This window comes from Lysinibacillus sp. FW301-JW8, from assembly GCF_058788755.1.
Map to the genome: position 1 here is coordinate 56516 of NZ_JBYTBB010000004.1, position 23051 is coordinate 79566.

The 23051-nt window shown below is 37.6% G+C and carries 23 protein-coding genes and 1 pseudogene; 18 read left to right on the forward strand and 6 right to left on the reverse strand.

Going from position 1 to position 23051, the window contains the following annotated elements; genetic code table 11:
- Positions 1-142: 142 nt before the first annotated feature.
- Complete coding sequence (locus AC3WOM_RS02840; protein WP_492444831.1) at positions 143-1012, reverse strand: YitT family protein; 870 nt, start codon at positions 1010-1012, stop codon at positions 143-145.
- A 114-nt stretch (positions 1013-1126) separates the two neighbouring features.
- Here AC3WOM_RS02840 and AC3WOM_RS02845 point away from each other — a divergent pair, with 114 nt between their 5' ends.
- From AC3WOM_RS02845 to AC3WOM_RS02870, 6 genes are read left to right on the forward strand one after another with little or no spacing between them, the layout of a single operon-like run.
- Complete coding sequence (locus AC3WOM_RS02845; protein WP_492444832.1) at positions 1127-1462, forward strand: nucleotide pyrophosphohydrolase; 336 nt, start codon at positions 1127-1129, stop codon at positions 1460-1462.
- The gene (gene dapB / locus AC3WOM_RS02850; protein WP_492444834.1) at positions 1462-2259 is read left to right on the forward strand and encodes a 4-hydroxy-tetrahydrodipicolinate reductase; all 798 of its coding nucleotides are present in this window, start codon (positions 1462-1464) and stop codon (positions 2257-2259) included. The genes AC3WOM_RS02845 and dapB overlap by 1 nt, the downstream gene beginning before the upstream one ends.
- Positions 2260-2278: 19 nt before the next feature.
- Positions 2279-2683, forward strand: a complete 405-nt coding sequence (gene mgsA, locus AC3WOM_RS02855) for a methylglyoxal synthase (protein ID WP_369595134.1) — start codon at positions 2279-2281, stop codon at positions 2681-2683.
- A 34-nt stretch (positions 2684-2717) separates the two neighbouring features.
- The gene (gene bshA / locus AC3WOM_RS02860; protein ID WP_427544372.1) at positions 2718-3863 is read left to right on the forward strand and encodes an N-acetyl-alpha-D-glucosaminyl L-malate synthase BshA; all 1146 of its coding nucleotides are present in this window, start codon (positions 2718-2720) and stop codon (positions 3861-3863) included.
- The gene (locus tag AC3WOM_RS02865; protein ID WP_492444837.1) at positions 3850-5028 is read left to right on the forward strand and encodes a CCA tRNA nucleotidyltransferase; all 1179 of its coding nucleotides are present in this window, start codon (positions 3850-3852) and stop codon (positions 5026-5028) included. The genes bshA and AC3WOM_RS02865 overlap by 14 nt, the downstream gene beginning before the upstream one ends.
- Positions 5006-5989, forward strand: a complete 984-nt coding sequence (locus AC3WOM_RS02870; RefSeq protein WP_427544366.1) for a biotin--[acetyl-CoA-carboxylase] ligase — start codon at positions 5006-5008, stop codon at positions 5987-5989. Before AC3WOM_RS02865 ends, AC3WOM_RS02870 begins: the two co-directional genes overlap by 23 nt.
- Positions 5990-6031: 42 nt before the next feature.
- On the opposite strand, the gene AC3WOM_RS02875 is transcribed toward AC3WOM_RS02870, so the two are convergent.
- From AC3WOM_RS02875 to AC3WOM_RS02885, 3 genes are read right to left on the reverse strand one after another with little or no spacing between them, the layout of a single operon-like run.
- Positions 6032-6868, reverse strand: a complete 837-nt coding sequence (locus AC3WOM_RS02875) for a DUF4097 family beta strand repeat-containing protein (RefSeq protein WP_427544363.1) — start codon at positions 6866-6868, stop codon at positions 6032-6034.
- Complete coding sequence (locus AC3WOM_RS02880) at positions 6869-7471, reverse strand: DUF1700 domain-containing protein (protein WP_492444839.1); 603 nt, start codon at positions 7469-7471, stop codon at positions 6869-6871.
- Positions 7464-7784 (reverse strand): PadR family transcriptional regulator, encoded by a 321-nt coding sequence (locus AC3WOM_RS02885; protein WP_054770306.1) that lies wholly within the window; start codon positions 7782-7784, stop codon positions 7464-7466. The genes AC3WOM_RS02880 and AC3WOM_RS02885 overlap by 8 nt, the downstream gene beginning before the upstream one ends.
- Positions 7785-7991: 207 nt before the next feature.
- On the opposite strand from AC3WOM_RS02885, the gene AC3WOM_RS02890 reads away from it, so the two are divergent.
- The 6 genes and pseudogenes from AC3WOM_RS02890 to dinG all read left to right on the forward strand — a co-directional run bounded on the left by AC3WOM_RS02890 (position 7992) and on the right by dinG (position 14785).
- Complete coding sequence (locus tag AC3WOM_RS02890; RefSeq protein WP_492444841.1) at positions 7992-8669, forward strand: TetR/AcrR family transcriptional regulator; 678 nt, start codon at positions 7992-7994, stop codon at positions 8667-8669.
- Positions 8666-9427 (forward strand): annotated as a pseudogene (locus AC3WOM_RS02895) (CPBP family intramembrane glutamic endopeptidase). Before AC3WOM_RS02890 ends, AC3WOM_RS02895 begins: the two are co-directional and overlap by 4 nt.
- 381 nt (positions 9428-9808) lie before the next feature.
- Positions 9809-10645, forward strand: a complete 837-nt coding sequence (gene panB / locus AC3WOM_RS02900; protein WP_427544351.1) for a 3-methyl-2-oxobutanoate hydroxymethyltransferase — start codon at positions 9809-9811, stop codon at positions 10643-10645.
- The gene (panC, locus tag AC3WOM_RS02905) at positions 10645-11499 is read left to right on the forward strand and encodes a pantoate--beta-alanine ligase (protein WP_492444843.1); all 855 of its coding nucleotides are present in this window, start codon (positions 10645-10647) and stop codon (positions 11497-11499) included. The genes panB and panC overlap by 1 nt, the downstream gene beginning before the upstream one ends.
- A 1-nt stretch (position 11500) precedes the next feature.
- Positions 11501-11884: an aspartate 1-decarboxylase gene (gene panD, locus AC3WOM_RS02910; protein ID WP_492444845.1), complete on the forward strand. Its 384-nt coding sequence runs from the start codon at positions 11501-11503 to the stop codon at positions 11882-11884.
- A 129-nt stretch (positions 11885-12013) separates the two neighbouring features.
- The gene (gene dinG / locus AC3WOM_RS02915) at positions 12014-14785 is read left to right on the forward strand and encodes an ATP-dependent DNA helicase DinG (protein WP_492444847.1); all 2772 of its coding nucleotides are present in this window, start codon (positions 12014-12016) and stop codon (positions 14783-14785) included.
- A gap of 302 nt (positions 14786-15087) precedes the next feature.
- On the opposite strand, the gene AC3WOM_RS02920 is transcribed toward dinG, so the two are convergent.
- Positions 15088-16875, reverse strand: a complete 1788-nt coding sequence (locus AC3WOM_RS02920; protein WP_492444849.1) for a sensor domain-containing diguanylate cyclase — start codon at positions 16873-16875, stop codon at positions 15088-15090.
- A gap of 232 nt (positions 16876-17107) precedes the next feature.
- On the opposite strand from AC3WOM_RS02920, the gene AC3WOM_RS02925 reads away from it, so the two are divergent.
- The 6 genes from AC3WOM_RS02925 to AC3WOM_RS02950 all read left to right on the forward strand — a co-directional run bounded on the left by AC3WOM_RS02925 (position 17108) and on the right by AC3WOM_RS02950 (position 22053).
- On the forward strand, positions 17108-17878 hold the full coding sequence (locus tag AC3WOM_RS02925) for an isocitrate lyase/PEP mutase family protein (RefSeq protein WP_492444851.1): 771 nt from the start codon (positions 17108-17110) through the stop codon (positions 17876-17878).
- Between the two features lie 19 nt (positions 17879-17897).
- Positions 17898-18464, forward strand: a complete 567-nt coding sequence (locus AC3WOM_RS02930) for a bifunctional transcriptional activator/DNA repair enzyme AdaA (protein ID WP_492444853.1) — start codon at positions 17898-17900, stop codon at positions 18462-18464.
- A complete protein-coding gene (locus tag AC3WOM_RS02935) occupies positions 18461-19378 on the forward strand; it encodes a DNA-3-methyladenine glycosylase family protein (protein ID WP_492444855.1) in 918 nt (305 codons plus the stop codon). Before AC3WOM_RS02930 ends, AC3WOM_RS02935 begins: the two co-directional genes overlap by 4 nt.
- Complete coding sequence (locus AC3WOM_RS02940) at positions 19362-19847, forward strand: methylated-DNA--[protein]-cysteine S-methyltransferase (protein ID WP_427546782.1); 486 nt, start codon at positions 19362-19364, stop codon at positions 19845-19847. Before AC3WOM_RS02935 ends, AC3WOM_RS02940 begins: the two co-directional genes overlap by 17 nt.
- Positions 19848-20064: 217 nt before the next feature.
- The gene (locus tag AC3WOM_RS02945) at positions 20065-20415 is read left to right on the forward strand and encodes a DUF378 domain-containing protein (protein ID WP_427546784.1); all 351 of its coding nucleotides are present in this window, start codon (positions 20065-20067) and stop codon (positions 20413-20415) included.
- A 273-nt stretch (positions 20416-20688) separates the two neighbouring features.
- Positions 20689-22053 carry an amino acid permease gene (locus tag AC3WOM_RS02950; protein ID WP_427546787.1) on the forward strand — a complete coding sequence of 455 codons (1365 nt, stop codon included), beginning with the start codon at positions 20689-20691 and terminating at the stop codon, positions 22051-22053.
- A gap of 96 nt (positions 22054-22149) precedes the next feature.
- Here the strand turns inward: AC3WOM_RS02950 and pgeF are convergent, their stop codons facing one another.
- Positions 22150-22914: a peptidoglycan editing factor PgeF gene (gene pgeF / locus AC3WOM_RS02955; RefSeq protein WP_427546789.1), complete on the reverse strand. Its 765-nt coding sequence runs from the start codon at positions 22912-22914 to the stop codon at positions 22150-22152.
- Between the last annotated feature and the right edge of the window lie 137 nt (positions 22915-23051).

Consider the following 23051-nt stretch of genomic DNA (forward strand, 5'->3'; position numbering starts at 1 on the left):
GGCAAGTTTTTTATCTATAAACAATAATCAGTCAGAGAAAAAAACTGCTCGCCTGAAATGATAGCTAGCAGTTTGAATTCTTTTGGAATTAAAATGTAGATGCAGTGGGAACTCGCTTTGCCTTTTAATGAAATGCTCTTGCCTAATGTATTGGCTGCTTTTGATTGTCAAGGGTAAAGCCCTCCCCTGCAACATCACGAACTTCTATAATTGATACAAAGGCGTGGGGATCTACATCATGAATGATCGATTTCAATCGAACAACCTCATTTCGACCAATAACACAATATATTACTTCCTTTTGTTGCTTTGTAAAATGACCATGTCCCTCTAAAATTGTGATACCACGTTCCATTCGCAGTGCAATCATTTCGGCAATCGTACTTGATTTTTCAGAGATAATAAGTGCTCCACGTGCAGCATAAGCCCCTTCTTGAACAAAATCAATGACACGCGCTCCAACAAATACCGCAACAAGCGTATACATCATAGAACGTGCATCTAAAAATGTTAGCCATGATAGAATAATAACGATGGCATCAAAGATGAACATTGTTTTACCCATGCTCCAGCCAAAGTATTTATGTCCAAGTCGTGCCAAAATATCCACACCACCAGTCGTACCACCAAAGCGAAAGACGATGCCAAGCCCTAGTCCAACAAATACACCTGCAAAAAGAGCAACGAGTAACATATCGTCCTCTAAATGAATCGTAAATTGATATTTTTGGAAAACTTTAAGAAATACAGATACCGATAAAGTTCCCACAAGTGTATAAACAAATGACTTTTTTCCAAGTAAACGATAGCCTATGATAAACATAGGAATATTTAATAGTAAATTCATTAAGGCAGGGTCCCAACCTAGTGTAAAATAAAGTATAAGCGTAATTCCACTTAAGCCACCTTCACCAAGCTGATTTTGCATGTTAAAGTGGACGAAGCCAAAGCTAAAAATGGCAGCTCCGAGCATAATTGCTATGATATTGCGAATTTTAATCTGTTTTAGCATGTATCCTCCTGTAGTTCCAACAAATGAAGTAGTGCTATCTATTATCTGATATTTTATTGTTTTTGACAACAATGGTGTAAATTTTATACGATGGTATGTAGGAGTGTGATTTTAATGACTGAACAAGTGACAATGCAAGCTTTACAGCAGCGTGTTGATGATTATATAGGACAATTTAAGGAAGGTTACTTCCCACCCTTTGAATTATTGGCACGGTTAACAGAGGAACTTGGTGAATTATCACGAGAGGTACAGGATGCTTATGGACAAAAAAAGAAAAAGAGTACAGAGGGAACAAATAGCATCGAAGAAGAATTAGGCGACTTTTTCTTTGTGTTAGTTTGCTTTGCCAATGCACAAGGTATTAAATTAGACGAAGCACTTTTACGCGTCATACATAAATTTGAAACGAGAGATAAAGATCGCTGGACTAGAAAGGATGAGGAATAATGTCGATTCGTGTAGCAATTGCAGGACCTAGGGGAAAAATGGGAGCTGAGGCTGTACATACAGTTATGAAACATGACAAAATGGAATTAGTAGCTGTACTAGATTATAAGGAAGTAGGAAAAACGTTAGCTGATTTAGACATGTTTCCAGCGAGCTATACAGTACCTATATTTACAGAAATGCATGATCTTGTAGAGGCAGCCGCACCAGACGTACTAGTGGATTTAACGAACCCACATGCAGTATATAAGCATACAAAAGAAGCATTACATTTAAATGTACGACCTGTCATAGGTACAACAGGTTTTACAGATAGACAACTAGAGGAATTATCAGCAATTGCAAAAGAAAAAGAACTAGGCTGCATTATTGCCCCAAACTTTGCGATCGGTGCAATATTGATGATGAAATTCGCGAAAGAGGCGGCAAAATACTTACCAGATGTAGAAATTATTGAAATGCACCACGATCAAAAGCTAGATGCACCATCTGGAACGGCTGTGAAAACGGCACAATTGATTCAAGAAGTTCGAGCACCAAAAGTGCAAGGACATCCTGAAGAAAAAGAAACGATTGCTGGCGCTAGAGGGGGAGAGTTTGATGGCATGCGCATACATTCTGCCCGATTGCCAGGTTTAGTGGCACACCAACAAGTTTTATTTGGTGGGGATGGACAGTTATTAACGATACGCCATGATTCTTTAAATCGTAATTCTTTTATGTCAGGGATAGCCTTTTGCGTAGAAGAGGTTATGAAAATGGATCAGCTTGTATATGGTTTAGAAAACATCATCTAAAGATGGGGATGGACGCTTTATGAAAATCGCACTAATTGCACATGATCGTAAAAAAGATAATTTAGTACAGTTTGCTATTGCTTACAAAGATATTTTAAATGAACATCATTTGTACGCTACAGGAACAACAGGACTGCGTGTAATTGAAGCTACAGGTTTAGAGGTTACACGTTTTCGTTCAGGTCCACTTGGCGGAGATCAACAGATTGGCGCAATGATTGCCAATAATGATATGGATATGGTTATTTTTTTCCGTGATCCTTTAACAGCACAGCCACATGAGCCGGATGTTTCTGCACTTATCCGTCTTTGTGATGTTTACCAAGTGCCACTGGCGACAAATATGGGAACTGCAGAAATATTACTTAAAGGCCTGCAAGAGGGCTTTGTGGATTGGAGACTGATTCAAGAAAGACGAAATTAACAAAAAGACGCGATTTAGAAAGGATGATCATCGAATGAGAAAGCTAAAAATCGGCATTACCTGTTATCCAACTGTTGGAGGCTCTGGTGTTATTGCGACAGAATTAGGAAAAATGCTTGCAGAGAGAGGACACGAAATTCATTTCATCACCTCAAGCGTACCATTTCGATTGAATAAAATATATCCAACCGTCTTTTTCCATGAAGTTGAAGTGAACAACTATTCGGTATTTCAATATCCGCCATATGATATAGCTTTAGCAAGTAAGATGGCTGATGTCATTAAGGATGAAGAACTGGATGTATTGCATGTACATTATGCTATTCCACATGCAGTATGTGCGGTATTAGCACGTGAGATGAGTGGGCGAGATATTGGCATTGTCACAACCTTACATGGCACAGATATATCAGTGCTAGGGCAGGATTCTACTCTGTCACAAGCTATAAAGTATGGAATTGATAAATCTGATATTGTTACTACAGTATCCAAAGCCTTAAAGGAACAAACTTATGAACTGATAGATACGGTAAAACCTATTGAAACGATTTACAACTTTGTAGATGAACGTGAATACTTCCCTCGTAATTCTAGTAATTTAAAGGAACAATTTGGTATTCAAGATGATGAAAAAGTCATTATCCATGTCTCTAACTTCCGTAAAATTAAGAATCTTCCGCATATTGTGGATTCATTTATGAAAATTCGTGCGAATATGAAGGCAAAATTATTATTAGTAGGAGATGGACCAGAAAAGCATCGTGTAATGGACCAAGTAAAGGAAAGTCCTTATGTAAAAGATGTTTTATTTTTAGGCAAGCAAGAAAACTTGGCTGAATTGTATGCCATCAGTGATCTAAAATTATTACTTTCACAGCAGGAATCATTCGGGCTGGTATTATTGGAAGCAATGGCGTGTGGTGTGCCTTGTATTGGTTCAAATGTTGGCGGAATTCCTGAGGTTATCGACCATGGTGTGGATGGCTATATCGTGGAATTAGGGGATACAGATGCCGTTGCAGAGTACGCTGTGAATTTATTGCAGGATGAAGAAAAATTACAACGTTTCCGTAAAGCTGCTATCCGTGCTGTCGATGAAAAATTCCACTCAACTAAAATCGTTGAGCAATATGAAAAATTGTATGAGAAGGTTGCGGAAAGAAATCATGCAAAACAATAAAGAATGGCAAATAGCCTATTCAGTTTTAGAACAATTAGAAAACGCAGGCTTTGAAGCAGTAATAGTAGGTGGTGCGGTGCGAGATACAATACTCGACCGCCCTGCCCACGACGTAGATGTGGCGACAAATGCCATGCCAGAAGAAGTAAAGACCGTTTTTAATCATACAGCTGATATAGGTATTCAGCATGGGACGGTACTTGTTATCGTGCCTGCCGGTTCTGTAGAGGTAACGACATTTCGCACCGATGGACAATATACGGATCACCGTAGACCTGAGGAAGTGCAGTTTGTGCGTTCGCTCAAGGAAGATTTACAGCGCCGAGATTTTACGATGAATGCCATTGCGATGTGCCGCGATGGTTCATTCGTTGATTTTTACGGAGGACATCAGGATATTGAAGCTGGTGTTATTCGAGCTGTAGGTAATCCTCAGATTCGATTTACTGAGGATGCGTTACGAATGCTTCGAGCAGTACGGTTTACAGCCCAGCTTGGTTTTGAAATTGAATCTGCAACATTGCAGGCGATACAGAACAAAGCCGCTGATATTTCCTGGATTGCGAATGAACGCATAAAGGCGGAGCTTGATAAGATGTGGATAGGGAAAGATGTTTTTAAGGGTATTAAAATTCTTGAAGAAAGTGGTTTAGCCAATTATTTGCATGGCTCTTTTGAGGCTAATCAGTGGAGTGATTTTAAGGCTCACAATAAGCTAGTAGGCTGGGCATATTTTGCAGTGTTACAGGGTGAATGTTGGCAAGACATATTGCGCTACTATCGATTATCGAATAAGGAAACCGGATTTGTTAAGTCCGTGCTAGCCGCTTTAGAGGCCTTAAAAAGAGGTTGGTCGAATATGGATTACTTGATGTTTACGCAGCAAGAACTTGAAACAGCTCGCTATTTTGCAGAGCTGAGGCAACTTAGCGTTCACATACCACAGCAAAGTATAGCTGAATTACAGGCTCAGCTTCCTATAAAACATCAGCAGGAATTAGTAGTAAACGGTTCGGACTTATTAACATGGTCTGGAAAAAAGGGTGGACCATGGATAAAAGAAGCATTACAGAAGATGCTAGAAGCAGTCGTGAATGGCGAACTACAAAATGACCGACAACAGATAAAGGAATGGATAGAGCATGAGTATTTCCATGAAGGATGAAATTTTAAAAAGAATATTAGCAGCGAATGGTGAAGCGGTTTCAGGTCAGGAGCTGGCAGATTCTCTTGGTGTGTCACGTACAGCAGTTTGGAAGCATATGCAGACATTACAGGAGGAAGGCTACACATTTGAAACGATTAAGAAAAAAGGTTATGTGCTGACAGGAGTACCTAATAGTTTAAGTCCAACACAAATTGAGCTTTTTCTAAATACAAAACAGTTTGGCCGTGAAATCCACTATTTTGATGTAGTAGATTCAACACAAACTATTGCTCATAAGCTTGCACAGGAGGGCGCACCACAAGGTACGGTTATAATTGGAGAAGAGCAAACAGCTGGCCGTGGCCGTCTGGCTCGTATGTGGGAATCTGCTAATGGCACTGGCATTTGGATGACTATTATTGTGAGACCAGATGTTACACCCCAGCAGGCGTCATCTTATACGCTTGTCGTGGCAGTTGCAGTGACAATGGCAATTAAGACATTATATAAACAAGTTGAACCGGCTATTAAATGGCCAAATGATCTACTCATTAACGGAAAAAAATGTACAGGCATTTTAACGGAGATGCAGGCGGAGGCAGATCTTGTACAAGCACTTCTTGTCGGTATAGGCATAAATGCAAATCAGGTGGCATCCGATTTTTCACCAGATATATCTGAAATTGCAACATCTCTACGCTTAGAAGCGGGTGAGGAGATTAACCGTGCTGCACTTGTTGCAACAATCTTACAGTACTTAGAGCAATTTACAGAGTTATATGTCAAAGAGGGCTTTACGAGTATAAAAGCGCTATGGGAGCAAATGTCCTGTACAATTGGTCAACGTATTGAGGTTACGACAATACGTGAACGTTTTGAAGGTATTGCTAGTGGAATTACAGACGATGGAGTACTACAGCTTACCCAAGATGATGGTACAATCCGAACAATTTATGCAGGCGATATAAAAATAAAATAAAAATAAGCTGCAAGTTCATTCTTGCAGCTTATTTTAATGTCATTATTTTAAAGACACATCTAAATCACCATGTGACAAGGAAACATTCAATTGATGATCACCTTTGTTCAATTGAGTAACTGTGCCACTTTGTTCTTCGTCATTGATCGAAACATCACCAAAACTTGTTTTTAATTCATAACCTATTTCACTTTGTTTATTCAGTAAGTGAAGCGTTGCATCTCCAAAGCTAGAGGTAATAGTGGTTTGACCATTTAAAGTTCCATCCATATTTATATCACCATGCTTGCTGTTAATGCTGGTGCCGTTACTAAAATATTGTTGGAGCGTTAAATCACCAAAATCCTGGGTAATCTCGGTTTTCTCACCAGTGGTATTAGCAAATGTAATATCACCATAATCTTGAATAAGATTAAGCTGTTGATAATGTAAATCATGAAGGGAAGTATCTCCGAATTTACTGTCTATCACAATCAAATCTAGTTGTTTATCTGCTGGAACATAGAGTTTGATAGAAGGAGTAGAAAAGCTAGCAAAACCAAATTGCATGCGATTCTTTTTCTTCGCTTTTGCTTCAATCGTCAAGGTTCCATTTTCAATATGATACGTTATATCTTGTTGCTCAAGTACATTTGCTTCTAATTTATAGTCGCTATCACTCGCGATAATGTTAATATCGCCATAGTCATTCACTATATTTATACTCGTAAATGCATCCAAATCATATGATTGACTGACTAATGTATTATTGTCTGGTAAATGCAGACCATCCTCATCTTTGATAAAGAACCATCGACCACCTGAAAAATAGCCGACTACTGCTAATAATATACCTAACGCAATCATTGTCATCGCTAAAAGGGTATTTTTGGAAGTCATTTACAAACCTCCTTTTCGTTTTTTCGTTATTTTGTGGAATAATCTCCCCAATGTCTCAACCGAAATAAGGACGATTTTCTTGATAAAACGAGCGACGATTGGGAAGAGTAAAACACCCAAGCCTGTTATGATAAAGCCAACCCCCATAAAGAGCAGAGCAGTGGGCCAATCCTCTGTTAAAATGAAGAAGCCTGAAACAAGGGCCGCAATTCCACCGAAAAAAATACTGATGATGCCAGCTCCAATAGCAAAGATAAAACTGATAATGACCGCACCTAATGAAAAAATAAGTGCAATAGCCGTTGCAAGTAATGGCAGAGAAAGTGGTGCTGATAGTATAGCTAGAATAATAAGCCAAATGGCTGTCATATTCTTTTTAGCTGACTTTTCTGAAGAAGTCTCTAAATCTTTCAGTGCAAAATCAGCTAATATTTGTGAGGAAACTTGTGAAGGGGAGCCGAGTTCTGTGATTACCCTTTGTTCATTCTCCTCTCCCGCCTCTTCAAAGTATTCTTCATAATAGGCAAGTGCAGCGTCTAATTCATGGGCAGGAAGCCGACGTAATTTTCCTCGAAGCTTTTTTAAATAGCTTACTCTATCCATTTACATTACCTCCTAAAAGTACACAATCAACCTTTTCCTTATAGAGTTTCCATTCTTTTAAAAGCTCTAGTAATCGTATTCGACCTTGTTCAGTAATTTGGTAATACCGTCTATTTCTACCTTGATACGGCTGATCGTAGGTTGTTAGGTAGTTTGCTTTTTGTAATCGACGTAACACTGGATATAACGTTGATTCTGAAATATCCATCACAGACTGAACTTGCTGTGTTAATAAATAGCCATATGCATCCTCTTTATCGACAATAGCAAGCACACAAGCATCAAGCAAAGCTGAGCCAAGCTGAAATGTCATCTTTTCCCACCTCTCGATGTATTACTTATACAAGGTTCTATATTATATATCATATAGTATGTGGATATTATATGATGTATAGCATTGATTTGTCAAATTTTATAAAAAATAAATGACAATATTGTCATTTTTACTTGAAATAAAAAATTGGTTAAAGTAATCTAAAAATGATACTAGTGTCATTTTTATAAAAAGGAGGATAATAGGGTGCCAAAGGTAAGCAAAGAATATGTAAAGGAAAAGAAAATGAGGATTTTAGAATCTGCCTTAACTGTTTGTAAAATGAAGCCACTCTACGATATTACGATGAGAGATATTATTAAAGCCTCAGGTATGAGTCAAGGGGGAATCTACCGTTATTATTCAGACTTAGATGAAATACTTGTTGAGGTCATAAACCAATCTAATGCTAACGCAGATTATAAACATGTTGTTGATGAAATAATGGAAACTAACGATTCACCCAAAACATCAATGATTCAATTATTTAATTTTCTTGGAGAGTATATAAAGGAAAACTTATCAACAGTGGGAAAATTCCAATTTGAGCTCACCATTTTATTTGCAAACAATCCAGCAAGGCAGGAGAAAATTTTGTCAAACATCACTGAGAATGAAAGTGGCCAATATTTAATACACAATATTTCTAATGTCATTCATAAGGGAATAACTACAGGCTACTTTCAGCCAACGATTTCGATTGAGGACCTATCTATCTTTATGGTCACCTCAATTGATGGCATTGTTAGGGATGTTTTATTGCAAAAATGTTATGGCGTTTTACCGATTGATCAAATGCAGTTTGATGAAATTAAATTGATGAATACACTATGTAAATCTGTGTTATTACTACTAGGTGCAAAAGAAGGGAGGACAGAGCATTGAGAGTAGAGATAAGAAGATTTTTAGTACTTACCTTTGCTACATCATGGTTCTTATGGGGAGGCTTAGCCATCTTAACACAGCTAAATCTTTTAAAATTTGGTAATGCGATTTCGATGATATTATTTATTCTAGGAGGTGTCACGCCAGCATTTTGTGAGATTTGGTTGAAAAAGAAATATTCAACGAAAGAAGAGTTTCAATCTTTTGTCCATAATATAAAAAATGCTAAACACCCTTTATCGTGGTACATATTTGTTATTAGCTTGGCATTTATCGCTTGCTTTTTACCAACTCTCTGGGGTGGAGCTGTAATGGAAAAACCACTATATCTAGCATTAATAGAACTTCCAATTATGATCATTGGAGGAGGTTTAGAGGAAATAGGCTAGCGTGGATTTTTACAGCCAACTTTGCAAAAAAGATGGTCTCCATTACTCAGTACATTTATGGTAGGTGCCATTTGGACAATTTGGCATTTACCATTATGGTTTGTCGTGGGCTCTAATCAAATGACTATGAATTTCCTTTGGTTCACTTTAACTGCTTTGGCGTTATCCTTTTTATTAACCATTATTTATCTTTCCACTAAAAGTATTTTTCTCTGTATTATTTTCCATGCTTTCATTAATTCACTTTGGGATGTTTTTATTCCGATTACAAATGTGACGTCTGGCTTATGGACTTTTTTATTGGCTTTCCTTCTTTTTACAATTTTTGAAGCCTATCGAAAAAAGAGTTTTCGCATAGTAAGAACATAAAGACTCTTACACTGAAATCATAAAGTAAATGTAATTATAAGAAAATAATAATTGAAGATTAGTAGGGAAATCTGTTATAGTATGTGCTGAAGGGCAGTATCCTTTGTGAACGGCACCTTCAAAAGCGTAAGACTTATTTCTAATAAATATCTGCCTTGATCTTTTAGAGACAGGGACGGAAGAAAACGAACGTTCTAAAATGGAACCTGATTCAGATATAGGCTATTAAGTATGCCTATAAAATAATCAAGTTACTGCCTCTTATGGAAATTGCAATGTAGGAGGTAATTTTGACCATGAACGAAACACTATCCTTCTGTCCAATTTAGGACCAGAAGGGTTTTTTCTGTTTTCTTTCCTTAAAAAAAGGAGGACTACATGATGAAAACTACTTCAGATTTTTTAAAGATGAAGGGAGCAGGTGAGAAAATTGTCATGCTGACTGCATATGATTATCCTGCTGCAAGATTCGCGGAGGAAGCGGATGTTGATATGATTCTAGTGGGCGATTCACTAGGAATGGTGGTGCTGGGCTATAACTCTACAATGCCAGTAACTGTAGCAGATATGGTTCATCATGCAAAAGCAGTGCGCCGTGGTGCAAAGGATACATTTGTCGTTGTGGATATGCCGTTTGGTTCCTATCACGGTGATGTAAACGAGACGTTGAAAACAGCTGTATTCATGATGCAGGAAACGGGTGCGGATGCACTAAAGTTAGAAGGGGCTGATGAAGTTATACCAGCGATACGTAAATTAACGTCAGCTGGTATTCCAGTGGTAGCTCATTTAGGGTTACTTCCACAATCGGCAGGAGTACTAGGCGGCTATAAGGTGCAGGGTAAAACCGCAGAGCAGGCAACGAAGCTACTAGAAGATGCAAAAAAATGCCAAGAGGCTGGAGCTTGTGCTGTTGTTGTCGAATGTATCCCACATCAGCTTACAGAGTTGCTATCTGCTAATCTAATCATTCCAACGATTGGCATTGGTGCAGGAGTAGAGGCTGATGGGCAAGTATTGGTTTATCATGACATGCTCGGCTACGGCTCCCATCATGTACCAAAATTTGTAGAGCGTTTTGGTGATATGGGGAACGAGGCAAGTCGTGGAATTGCAGATTATGTAACTGCAGTGAAAGCTGGAACATTCCCAGCGCCAAAGCATTTCTTCACGATGAAAGAGGAAGCACTGGATCAGCTATATGGGGGCGTAAAGTAATGAAAGTAGTCACAACAATTCAAGCACTAACGGCTGCAATCCAAGCAATAAAACGAAATCAACAATCAATTGGTCTAGTTCCAACGATGGGTTACTTACATGAGGGACATTTAACTCTTGCACAGACAGCTCGTGCTGAAAATGATGTAGTTGTAATGAGTATTTTTGTCAATCCAACGCAATTTGGACCAAACGAAGATTTTGAAAGCTATCCACGAGACCTGCCGCGAGATACGGAATTGGCAGCTTCAGCAGGGGTAGATATCGTTTTCGCACCAAGTGTTGAGGAAATGTATCCTTATGATGGCGGCATTCGTATTCATGCGGGTAAACAAGCAACCATTCTTTGTGGCGCGAGTCGCCCTGGGCATTTTGATGGCGTTTTACAGGTCGTATCAAAATTATTTCACCTAGTACAACCAACAAAAGCATATTTCGGCCAGAAGGATGCACAGCAAGTTGCTATAATTGCTACAATGGTCCGTGATTTTAACTATCCGTTAGAAATGCGAGTCGTTCCAATTGTACGTGAGGAGGATGGTTTAGCAAAATCCTCGCGTAATATCTATTTAAATGAGGCAGAGCGTTTGGAGGCACCTGCGATTTATGAAGCACTACAGCTAGCCCGCGATAGCTTTTTAACGAATGGTGAAGCAGAGACCGCTCTTACGAAGGCAAAAGCACATATTGCTACAAAGACAAGTGGCAAAATAGATTATATGGAACTATTAGCGTATCCAGATTTAACACCAGTCACTGCTAACACTGAGCAAGTATTATTGGCTGCGGCTGTCTATATTGGTAGCACTCGTTTAATTGATAATTGTATCTTTAATGTGAAAGAGGGATTATAAAATGTTGAGAATGATGATGAACAGTAAAATCCACCGTGCAACAGTGACACAAGCAGATTTAAATTATGTTGGTTCTATTACAATTGATGAGGATATTTTAGATGCAGTAGGTATGCTTCCAAATGAAAAAGTGCATGTTGTGAATAATAATAATGGGGCACGCTTTGAAACTTATATTATTGCAGGAGAGCGTGGATCAGGCGTTATTTGTGTCAATGGAGCAGCAGCACGTCTAGTACAGCGTGGAGATATTGTCATTATTATTTCTTATGTGTATGTAGATAATAAAGAGGCCAAAGAGCATAAGCCAACTGTGGCAATTATGGGTGAGGGCAATTCGATAAAAGAAATGATTACCCATGAGCCAGAGGCAACAATACTGTAGTATAAAAGGGAGCGTGTACAAATTGTGCATGCTTCTTTTTTATGTTTACTTGTAAAAGGCAAAGGGATGCTGCTAAACCAAAAATATGATAAAATTCATCTATCTAATGTGAACTGTGAGTTGAGATGTATGATGGAAAGTCAAAAATATGCAATTGTTGATTTGGAGACAACAGGTCATTCTCCAGCAAATGGGGACCGAATGATTCAAATCGCCATTGTAATTATGAAAGATTGGCAAATTGAGCGTACCTTTACAAAGTTTATTAATCCTGGTAAAGCCATTCCGCCTTTTATTCAGGATTTAACACATATTACGGATAAGGATGTAAAGGATGCATTGCCGTTTGAGGCACATGCCGACTACATATATGAACTGCTTGCTGAATGTGTGTTTGTCGCGCATAATGCAGATTTTGACTTATCCTTTTTACAAGCAGAATTTAAGCGTGCTGGCTTATCGAAATGGCAGGGCAAAAAGATGGATACGGTTGAGCTTGCCAAAATCTTGTTTCCAACATCACTTAGCTTTAAGCTAGGTGATTTAGCAGCAGATTTAAATATACCATTAGCGAATGCACATCGTGCGGATGATGATGCTATGGCAACTGCCGAACTTTTTAAATGTTGCTGGAAGGAGCTACTCGAACTTCCACAGCTAACCCTAGAGCAAATGCATAAACGATCATTTAGATTAAAATCAAATATATCCCAACTGTTTTTTGAGGCTCTTCAAATTAAACGGCAGCATGTAACGAGTAATGAAAATGTTTCCTACTACCGAAATTTAGCGATATGCGCTGGACGAAAACAGCAAACTAGCAATACGAAAATTGTATCTTTTCCACAAACAGCAGCTGAAAAAACATTGTTAATGGCAAAGACTATGCCAAACTTTGAGGAAAGGCCTGCACAATTTGGCATGATGGATACAATTTGGCAGGCTTTGAATGCAAAAAAAGAATGTGTCATTGAAGCCTCCACAGGTATTGGTAAAACAGTTGGCTATTTATTACCTGCGATTTTATATGCGCAAGCAGTGAATAAAAAAATCACTATAAGCACATATACATCTCATTTACAGGAGCAGCTTGTAGAGGAGGAGCTACCAAAGATTGAAAAAATTCTTGGTACAAAAGTCAATATTGCTGTTTTAAAGGGGATGCAGCATTATATTGATGTTGCACGCTTTGAGCAATGTATGGTCTACGCAGATGAATCCTATGATGATACTTTTACGATTTTACAGATTTTAGTTTGGCTTACTAAAACCGAAACAGGTGTCCTGAGTGAGCTCAATGTTTCAGGTGGAGGGCAGTTATTTATCGAGAAAATCCGTAAAATGCCTGATGAGAAAATATCAAGGGGCTTTGATTTCTATGAGCAAGCATTAAAAAATAGTGAGACTGCTGATTGCATTGTGACCAATCATTCTATGGTACTCAGTGATTTAGTACGGCAAACACCAATTTTTACTCAAATTAATGGGTGGATTATTGATGAAGCTCATCAATTTATACAAGCTACAATGCAGCAGGATGAAATTGTCTTCTCCTATACACAGTGGAAGTATATGTTTGGTCAAATTGGCACAATGGAGGAAACTGCATTATTTCATCAATTTAGTCAAGCTGCTAAGAAACGACAGCGAGTACCTATGCAAAGCTTACAGCGATTAGATACGCAATTTATACGCCTGCAACGTACATTTGATGAAACTATCCAGCGCGCTGCTCTACAAATGCAGCAGCAAATCAAAAGGAAACAGGCAAGTAGCAAATACACCTTATTTTTAGAGGATGTGCCACTAGCCAAAGAACCACTGTTAAAGGTGATCAAGCTTACGCAGCAGTGGCTTGATTTAGCGACAGAAGTAGGTCAGATATTTGAGAATAATATTGAGCAATTGGACAATAATGAGCTTTACCTATTATCGGAGTGGCATTATTGGATTCGTGAGATGAAGGTGAAAATTGCTGAATGGGAAGAAATTTTCCTATCCTCTCAGACTGAAAATTCTGTATGGCTGGAATTTGATGTACGAAGTATTCCAGGCAGTCTTCATGCCTTTAAGAAGCCAGTAAATGTTACGCCAATTATCCAAAAAGTGCTTGCACCGCTTCGTAAGCAAGCAAGTATAATTTGGACTTCAGGAACGTTAACGGTGCCAGGTAATGAGCGATTTGTGACACGGCAGCTTGGTATTACTGATAGCGTTGAAGTCACAAAGCTACAAGCACCTCCAGCTTATTATGCTGGTGCCAAAGCCTATATTGTCACGGATATGCCTGATATTCAACATGTATCGCAGGATGAATATATTGAAGCGGTTGCCCACGCGATTACTCGAACAGTACGTATGACAGAGGGGCGATGCTTTGTGCTCTTTACTGCACAAGATATGCTTCGTAAAACTGTAGAGTTGATTCAGGACAGTGAACTTCTTGATGATTACATGCTTTTTGCGCAAGGCGTAACAGGAGGCAGTCGCATGCGAATCCTAAAATCATTCCAAAAGTTTAGTCATGCTGTCCTCTTTGGCACCAACAGCTTCTGGGAAGGCGTGGATGTACCAGGAGACGCACTCGCATCAGTTATTGTGGTACGTTTGCCATTTTCCTCTCCAGAAGAGCCTGTATTTAAGGCACGGGCAAAACATATTACCGCACAAGGTCGCAATTCCTTCAATGAGTTATCATTACCTGAAGCCATCATGCGCTTTAAACAGGGTTTTGGCCGTCTGATACGCTCGTCTCAAGATAAAGGAGCCTTTATCGTGCTGGATCGTCGCGTTACGACAAAATCGTATGGTAAGGAATTTATCAAAGCTTTACCACCGATTGATGTAAAGAAATTGCAGCTACCGGAGCTATTAAAAGAACTGAATCATTGGCAGAAATAAATGTTAAAATCCCTTTTAGTCCATTGCTAAAAGGGTTTTTTTATGGCAAGGAGGGGTTGGAGCAAAGTGAAGGTGATTTCTGATTAGTAAGTATGTGACACAGATTATAGTGTTGGGGAACTGATCAAAAATAGGGGAAGCCGATCGAAAAACGCGGGGAGCTGATCGAAAAACGGGTGGAGCCGATCAAAAGTGAAGGAACCTTATTTCTACTGGGCATTAAAAATCAATAAAAAACCCTCAAAGAAACCGATGAGGGCAAGAATCTTGTATTGTTGTTGGCAAAATGTAATTTCTAACCTCTATTGAGAGGAGACCTGGGGATCCTCTATTAAAAATTCCACACAGTTTCGACCACTTTCCTTTGCTTGATATAACGCTTTATCACATCTTGATAATAAGGTATGAAGAGAATCTCCCTTGACATAGCTAGTTACCCCAAAGCTACTAGTCTTTCGTTTAACAATAGAGAAAGAATAATTTTCTAATTGCTGTCGGAGTGTTTCAGAAAGCTGCACTGCCTGTTCAAGAGTTGTATTAGGGCAGATCACTAAAAATTCCTCGCCTCCCCATCTTCCAATAGTATCTTGTTCGCGAATACTGGCTTGAAGAAGTTCAGCAGCTTCTTTTAATACCATGTCTCCTATTTGATGACCGAATTCATCATTTACTGCTTTAAAATAATCGATATCTAGGAGAATGATGGATAAGAGTATGTCTTGCTGCTGCGCATGTTCAAATGCTTCTTCTAAATCATGATCTAACCTTACTCGATTTGGAATTTGGGTAAGCCGGTCTGTATTTGCTAAGTGTTCAAGCTCCAATTTTGCCTTTTCTAGTTCTTGAGTTCGTTCTTGCACCTTATGTTCAAGGGTTTCATTCAGTATCTGCTGCATTTCTTGATGCTCTTTTTTGATAATATTGATTTTATCGCCCAATGCTAATGATAAAAATATGGATTCAAACATGGCACCAATGGCGGGAATATCCTCAAAAATACGTGGGTGGAAAGGAATCATATTTAAAAAGGCTAATGCCTGGACTATGACAGAGCCAAGCAAAACAGTCCAGCCTATCATATAAAATCTAGCCATTTTTTGGCCCTTTAACAATACAAACAAACCGCATATCCATAGAAATACAAAGACCACTACAGCAAAAGTTGTTGTAAAATTATTAACAATTGAAACATCAGGAATGATAAACACAGCCAATAAAGAAAGGCAAGTTATCCCCAAGAGAAGCCTTCCTACCATGTGGAATCTTGGTAAATATTTTTTTAATTCAAGAAATTCTAAACAAAATAGAAGCATAAACAAAAATAATAGATTACCGCTAATGACTAAGGATTTGATTAAAATCCATGAAGGTACTAATTGACCTACTAATTCAATATCTAAAGAATTCAATGTTGCTTGATAAAGAATAAAGCTAAACATATATAAAACATAGTATAAATAAGCTTTTTCCTTTAATGAAAAGTATAAAAAGAGATTATAGATTAAAAGAGCAGATAGAAAGCCATAAAAGATTCCTGTTAAATGTTTATAGTCAATCACACTATTAATCAAGCTATCCGTTGTATACAGATAAGAGATTACGCTTAAGGGCATAACCCCATCTAACTTTAGATAAATTTCTTTTATTGAAGGATCATTGATATGAAATATATTGGAGCGATACTGAATGTATTGTTCATCAATATTTGATATTCCCCTCTTTTGTACATGATAGGAACCGTCTTCTTTCACTAGGAATAGCTCAATATTATCCAGCTTATCAGTTATCTCAATCCAGTAATCTTCTTTATCCGTTATTAACTCTTGAATCGATAATTTTAGCCAAATCGTATCCGTTGTATGCCAAAAAAATAAATAGTCCTGATGGCTAGCAACAAAGGATTTATCATATGTACCACTTACTAGATCCTCTATGGTAGCTTTATTGGTAGTATCTCGAAAAATATCATAATGCTGACCTAAAATAATAGGATCTGTTTGCTCCGCAGCATGACCTGTCGAAATAGGCAAAAATAGTAATGCGATTAAAAAATAAAATATCAAGCTATTTTTCATCATTTTATTTTTCATTATTCAGCTTTTCTCCTGTCCTTCTGATACTGGAAAGTTTGCAAATAAATTTAATAAGATTACTAACAATCAAGTTTTTTATGTAAATATATCATATTCTATTCTATGTTAGTAACGACAATAAAAGAAATTAAACAGAAAGGTGAACAGACCATAAGAGCAAGATTTAGGACGAGTTGAATGTATCTTTCCTGATAATATGATGACTAATATATCATGAGGAGGCTACATAATGTCAAAAATTCAGGAATTCCATCAACTACATGCTGGCAAGGAGCTTTTATTAATAGGAAATGTTTGGGATTTATTATCTGCATTACTATTAGAGGAAGCAGGGTTCAAAGCGATTGGTACAACAAGCTGGGGGATTGCGAACTCATTGGGGTATGCAGATGGTGAGTTTATTGATTTTGATCGTCATTTGTCTATTATTAAAACCATGACAGACAATGTAAAAATACCTGTATCCGCAGATATTGAGGCAGGTTATGGTAGTGAACAGAAAACCATTTTAGATAATGTTTTAAGGACAGCAGATGTTGGTGTTGCTGGGATTAACATTGAGGATTCATTAAAAAAGCAAAAAGGATTACGAAACCTCAAGGAGCATTGTCATCTACTAGAAGCAATGAGAACGATGCTAGATAATCGAGGTTATAACAATTTCTTTATTAATGCTAGAACAGATACGTATTTTCAGATGCAGGAACCGTTCAATGAAATGATGGAAAGAGCTAAGTTCTATGTAGAGAGTGGAGCGAGTGGCATATTTATTCCTGGATTAACTAATGAAAAGGAAATAAAGGAGATAACTTCTAATATAAATGCCCCTATTAATCTACTTTCTTTACCAGAACTAACAGATTATCATAAACTGAAAGCGTTAGGGGTTAAACGATTTAGCTTCGGCAATGCGTTATCAGATAAATTAATCGCCTATTTGAAAATGAATGCTTCCCAATTACTAGAGGAGCAAAATACAGCATGTTTATATGAAAAATAACATAAAGGGGGAAAATATAGTGGGCACGAAAATTAACCTTTCTTTTGATGAAAAGTGGGAAAAAATTATAGCTTGTGATCAAACGTATGACGGTCTTTTTTATACGGCTGTCAAAACCACTAAAATTTATTGTCGTCCCTCATGCAAATCGAGAAAGCCCAAAAAAATAAATGTAGAATTTTACGATGAAATACAAAAGGTTGAGAATGCTGGTTATCGTGCATGTAAAAGATGCCAGCCTGAGATAGAGCATTCCCCCCATGCTCAGCTCATTAAAGATGTAACAGCCTACTTAATCAATGGGTATAAACAAAGACTAACCTTGCAGGATATTGCGAATCATATTAGGATTAGTCCATTTCATCTAGAGCGACTATTTAAACAAGAAACCGGGGAAACACCACGAAGTTATTTAGAAAAAATCCGAATAGATAAGGTTGCCTACCTTTTAAAAAACTCATGCTATTCTAATCTTGAAATTTGCTATGAAGCAGGCTTTCAAAGTTCCTCAAACTTCTATAAAGTATTTCGACATGTTAAGCATTGCTCTCCTAGTGAATATCGCGAAAAGGAGCTAAGAGGATGAATTGGATTAGTCAGGAGAACTCTATAGAGATTTATCCGCCAAAAGAATTCAATGCTCAAGAGTGTTTAATTTTTTTAAAAAGGTCTGATCAGGAAGTACTGCATCAGATAAAGGATGACTTTTTATATAAACTGCTGCAAATAAATGAGCAGCCAATTTTATGTCAAATAAAATTACAATCAAACTCCATCAAAGTCGTGTTTCCTATGCATGTCCCATCTGAAAGAAGTCACGAAGAAATTGCTCAGTATATTTGGGCATGGTTTGATTTAGAAAAAGATTTGAACAGTTTCTACAAAATGGCTAAAGAGGATATTATATTGAAGCTACTTGTACAAAACTATTATGGATTACGCATAATTGGCATGCCTGATTTATTTGAGGCACTCGTATGGGCAATTAGTGGGCAGCAAATTAATTTAACATTTGCTTACACATTAAAGAGAAAATTTGTAGAGCAATTTGGGGAAAACGTGACGTTTAAGGGAGAAACCTACTGGCTGTTTCCAACGCCTGAAAGGATTGCGACAATCCAGGTGGACGATTTACGTCAATTACAATTTACTCTTAGAAAATCACAATACATTATTGATATCGCTAAGATGATGGCAAGTGGACAATTATCAAAAGAAAAATTACTTTTAAAAACAGACTATGATGAAATGAAAAAATATCTAGTAACGATTCGAGGAGTCGGTGCATGGACAGCGGATTATGTGCTAATGAAGTGCTTACAGCAACCTGAGTCATTTCCAATTGCTGATGTTGGACTTCATAATGCTTTAAAAAAGCAATTAGTACTAAATCAAAAGCCAACGATTGAAGAAATAACTAGTTACTCTATCCATTGGACAGGCTGGCAGGCATATGCCACTTTTTATTTATGGAGGTCTTTATATGATGAAACGCTATAAATTAGATTATCTTTCGCCTATTGGTATCCTTGAAATAGAGGGAACAGCTACACATATAGTTTCTATTATGTTCTCAGAGCAGGAGCAACTCATAAATGTTCCTCATAAAGATACGCCGCAAATCTTAATTGAGTGTCATCAGCAAATACATGAGTATTTTATTGGTGAGCGTCAAGAATTTAACATTTCCTATGATTTTGAGGGAACAGTCTTTCAAAAAGATGTATGGAATGCCTTAACAAATATTGAATATGGTGAAACAGCAAGCTATAAAGACATTGCCGTTTCAATTGGCAATGAAAAAGCGGTAAGAGCAGTAGGCAGTGCAAATGGAAAAAATAAATTAAGTATCGTTGTTCCTTGTCATCGCATAATTGGCTCAAATGGAACGTTAACAGGCTATGAAGGCGGGCTGTGGAGAAAGGAATGGCTACTTCAGCATGAAAACTCAAATCAAAGGTCTAAATAACTCCTAAATATTGGGATGTTTACTAAATGAAAAACGTTTTACCTCTCTTTATTTGTAGTCAGAACTTTGCCTTTATGCTGTTTGTATAAAACAGCGGTTATTGCAAAAAATAAGACCGTCAAAATAAGCGATTTGATTACAATCAGTATTTGTAGTTTCATCTCTGTTATGACAGTTTTTCTGGACTTTTTTGATTACAAATGAAGGAGGTGTAGAAGTGAGCGTAGTTTACAGAATTGCCTTAGTATTAGTCATTATTGGTGCCATCAACTGGGGACTCATAGGATTCTTTAGGTTCGATTTAGTGGCTTATTTGTTCGGTGGGCAAACTGCAGTATTGTCAAGATGGATTTATGCATTAGTCGGGATAGCCGGAATCATAACCATACCGATTCTTGTGAAGCGTTTTGAGGAGGATGAAGATTTCGATCCGCATACTCGTATAGACAGAAATCCAAGTTACGGTATGGAGGCTGGAGAAGAGGCGGATTTCACTGAAGTAGAAACAACTGAAGTGAAGAAAGTAGAAAAAAGAGAGCCTTCAAATAAGTCTAAAAACAGAAAGTAATCGCAATTTAAAACTGGTGACCATTTGGTGAGGGCACTGAAAAAGTCGATTTTTAGTTTTTCAGTGCCCTTCCATTTGGTTCGTCAGTTTTTTTGTGCCTTGCTTTAGCTTTTATTACCCTTATTAGTAAGTTAATAACTATATTTTTTAGCCTTCGTATTAAAAAAATATGTTTTTCCTAAAAATACAATTGTGTTTTTAGAGTGTATTTATTATTATAGAAAAAGTAATTATTCAACTTAGAAAAACATCAAAGAAAGAGGCGTTATTTGAGTGGTAAACAAAGAATTAAAAAGAGGGTTAGAGGCACGTCATATCCAAATGATTGCGCTAGGTGGTACAATTGGCGTTGGTCTATTTATGGGTTCAGCCAGTGCTATTCAGTGGACAGGTCCCTCCGTGCTTCTTGCCTATGCCATAGCTGGTATCTTTATCTTTTTTATTATGCGGGCTATGGGAGAGATGCTGTATATGGAGCCAAGTACAGGCTCTTTTGCAACATTTGGCTATAAATATATTCATCCATTGGCTGGTTATTTAACAGCATGGAGTAACTGGTTTCAATGGATTATTGTAGGTATGTCAGAAATAATTGCGGTGGGTACATATATGCAATACTGGTATCCAGATTTACCAGGTTGGATTCCGGGGTTCATTGCAATGGTTATTTTAGGTGTCGCTAACTTTATTTCAGTAAAATCATTTGGTGAGTTTGAATTTTGGTTTGCGATGATAAAAATCGTTACAATTATTTTAATGATTATCGCGGGAATCGGTCTTATTTTCTTTGGTCTAGGTAATGATGGTATTGCTATTGGGCTATCTAATCTATGGGATCATGGGGGCTTCTTTACAGGTGGCTGGACAGGCTTCTTCTTCGCCTTATCATTAGTAGTTGCTGCCTATCAAGGGGTCGAGCTGATTGGTATTACAGCTGGAGAAGCAAAAAATCCTCAAAAAACAATTACAAATGCAATTCAAAGTATTATTTGGCGTATTTTAATCTTTTATATTGGTGCCATTTTTGTCATCGTAACGGTATATCCATGGAATGAATTAGGTACAATTGGCAGTCCCTTTGTCGCTACGTTTGCTAAGGTGGGGATCACAGCAGCAGCTGGTATTATTAATTTTGTTGTAATTACAGCAGCAATGTCGGGCTGTAATAGTGGGATTTATAGTGCTGGTCGAATGTTGTATACATTGGCTATGAATGGTCAAGCACCGAGATTTTTTGCCAAACTTTCTCATAATGGTGTGCCGTTATTCGGGACGGCAGGTGTTTTAGTAGGTCTAGTGATTGGCGTAGTCTTAAGCTATTTAGCGCCAGAAAATTTATTTGTCTATGTTTATAGTGCAAGTGTTTTACCAGGAATGGTACCTTGGTTTATTATTTTAATCAGTCAAATAGGATTCAGAAAAGCACATGGTGCGGAGCTATCTAAGCACCCATTCAAAATGCCATTTGCTCCGATTACAAACTATTTGACAATCGCCTTTTTAGTAATGGTACTAATCGGAATGTGGTTTAATGATGATACACGCGTTTCATTAATCGTGGGAATTATTTTCTTAGCTTTAGTGACGATAAGCTATTATGTATTTGGCATTGGTAAAAACCGTCATGAGCATCAGTAGTGTGAGAAGGAAGTGTCTATTTGGAGATGCTCCTTTCATTGCTAGAACATATTATAAATAGAGTAGGGACAATCTATCGCGGATTGTCCCTTTTACCTATTGTTCTTTTCGTATAATATAGCTTAAATGTCTGCCGGCTTGTTTGTCTTCGCGGTAGGAAAAACCATTTGGGCTAAGATATGTGCAGGTTGCATCAATGTCAATCTGCTTGGAAGGAATACCAACAAGCTCACATTGTTTTTTGACAGTTTGTTGATTATCAATATGATATTTTTTAGTTTGAGCATTATAATACATAAAATCCTCAGCGTAGCCTAGATTGTGGAATTTTTCATAGACATCCGTATCTACCTCAAATTTTTGTTGACTCAGTGCCATACCGATTTGTACATGAAAATCTTGTGGCTGACAGTGCTCTTGCTCGATTAGATGCTGGAAAAGCTTCACTGTCACTTCCTTCACTGTCCCTTGCCAGCCAGAATGCACAACGCCAATGAGCCCATTGACTTCATTATAAAAAATTACTGGTACACAATCGGCAGTAAAGCTACATAAAAGTAAATTTGGCTCACGTGTGTAAAGTGCATCAGTATTGGCAATGGCAGTATCCAATTGCTCAGCTCCTCGTCCTTTATCGGAGGCTGTAACGCAATAAAAATTAGCACTATGTGTTTGCTGTGTGCAGACAAAACTATTGAGGCTGCAATGCAACGAAGCTGCTAAATTTTTGCGATTTTCAAGCACATCCGCTATATTCACACAAGTATGCAAAGCCATATTATTATGTTCTAGCTCAATCTGATCTTTTAAGGTAATGCCAGCAATAAATGGGGCATTATCCACATAAATTTTAGTTTTCATATCATCACCTCGTCTTACTATATAGGATTGAGTTGTGAATGTATAGGCACTTCATACTTATACCCTTCTATTATATTTTTAGACATAAAGAATAGATTTCTTCACATATAGTATCGAAGAATCATAAATAGAAGGAG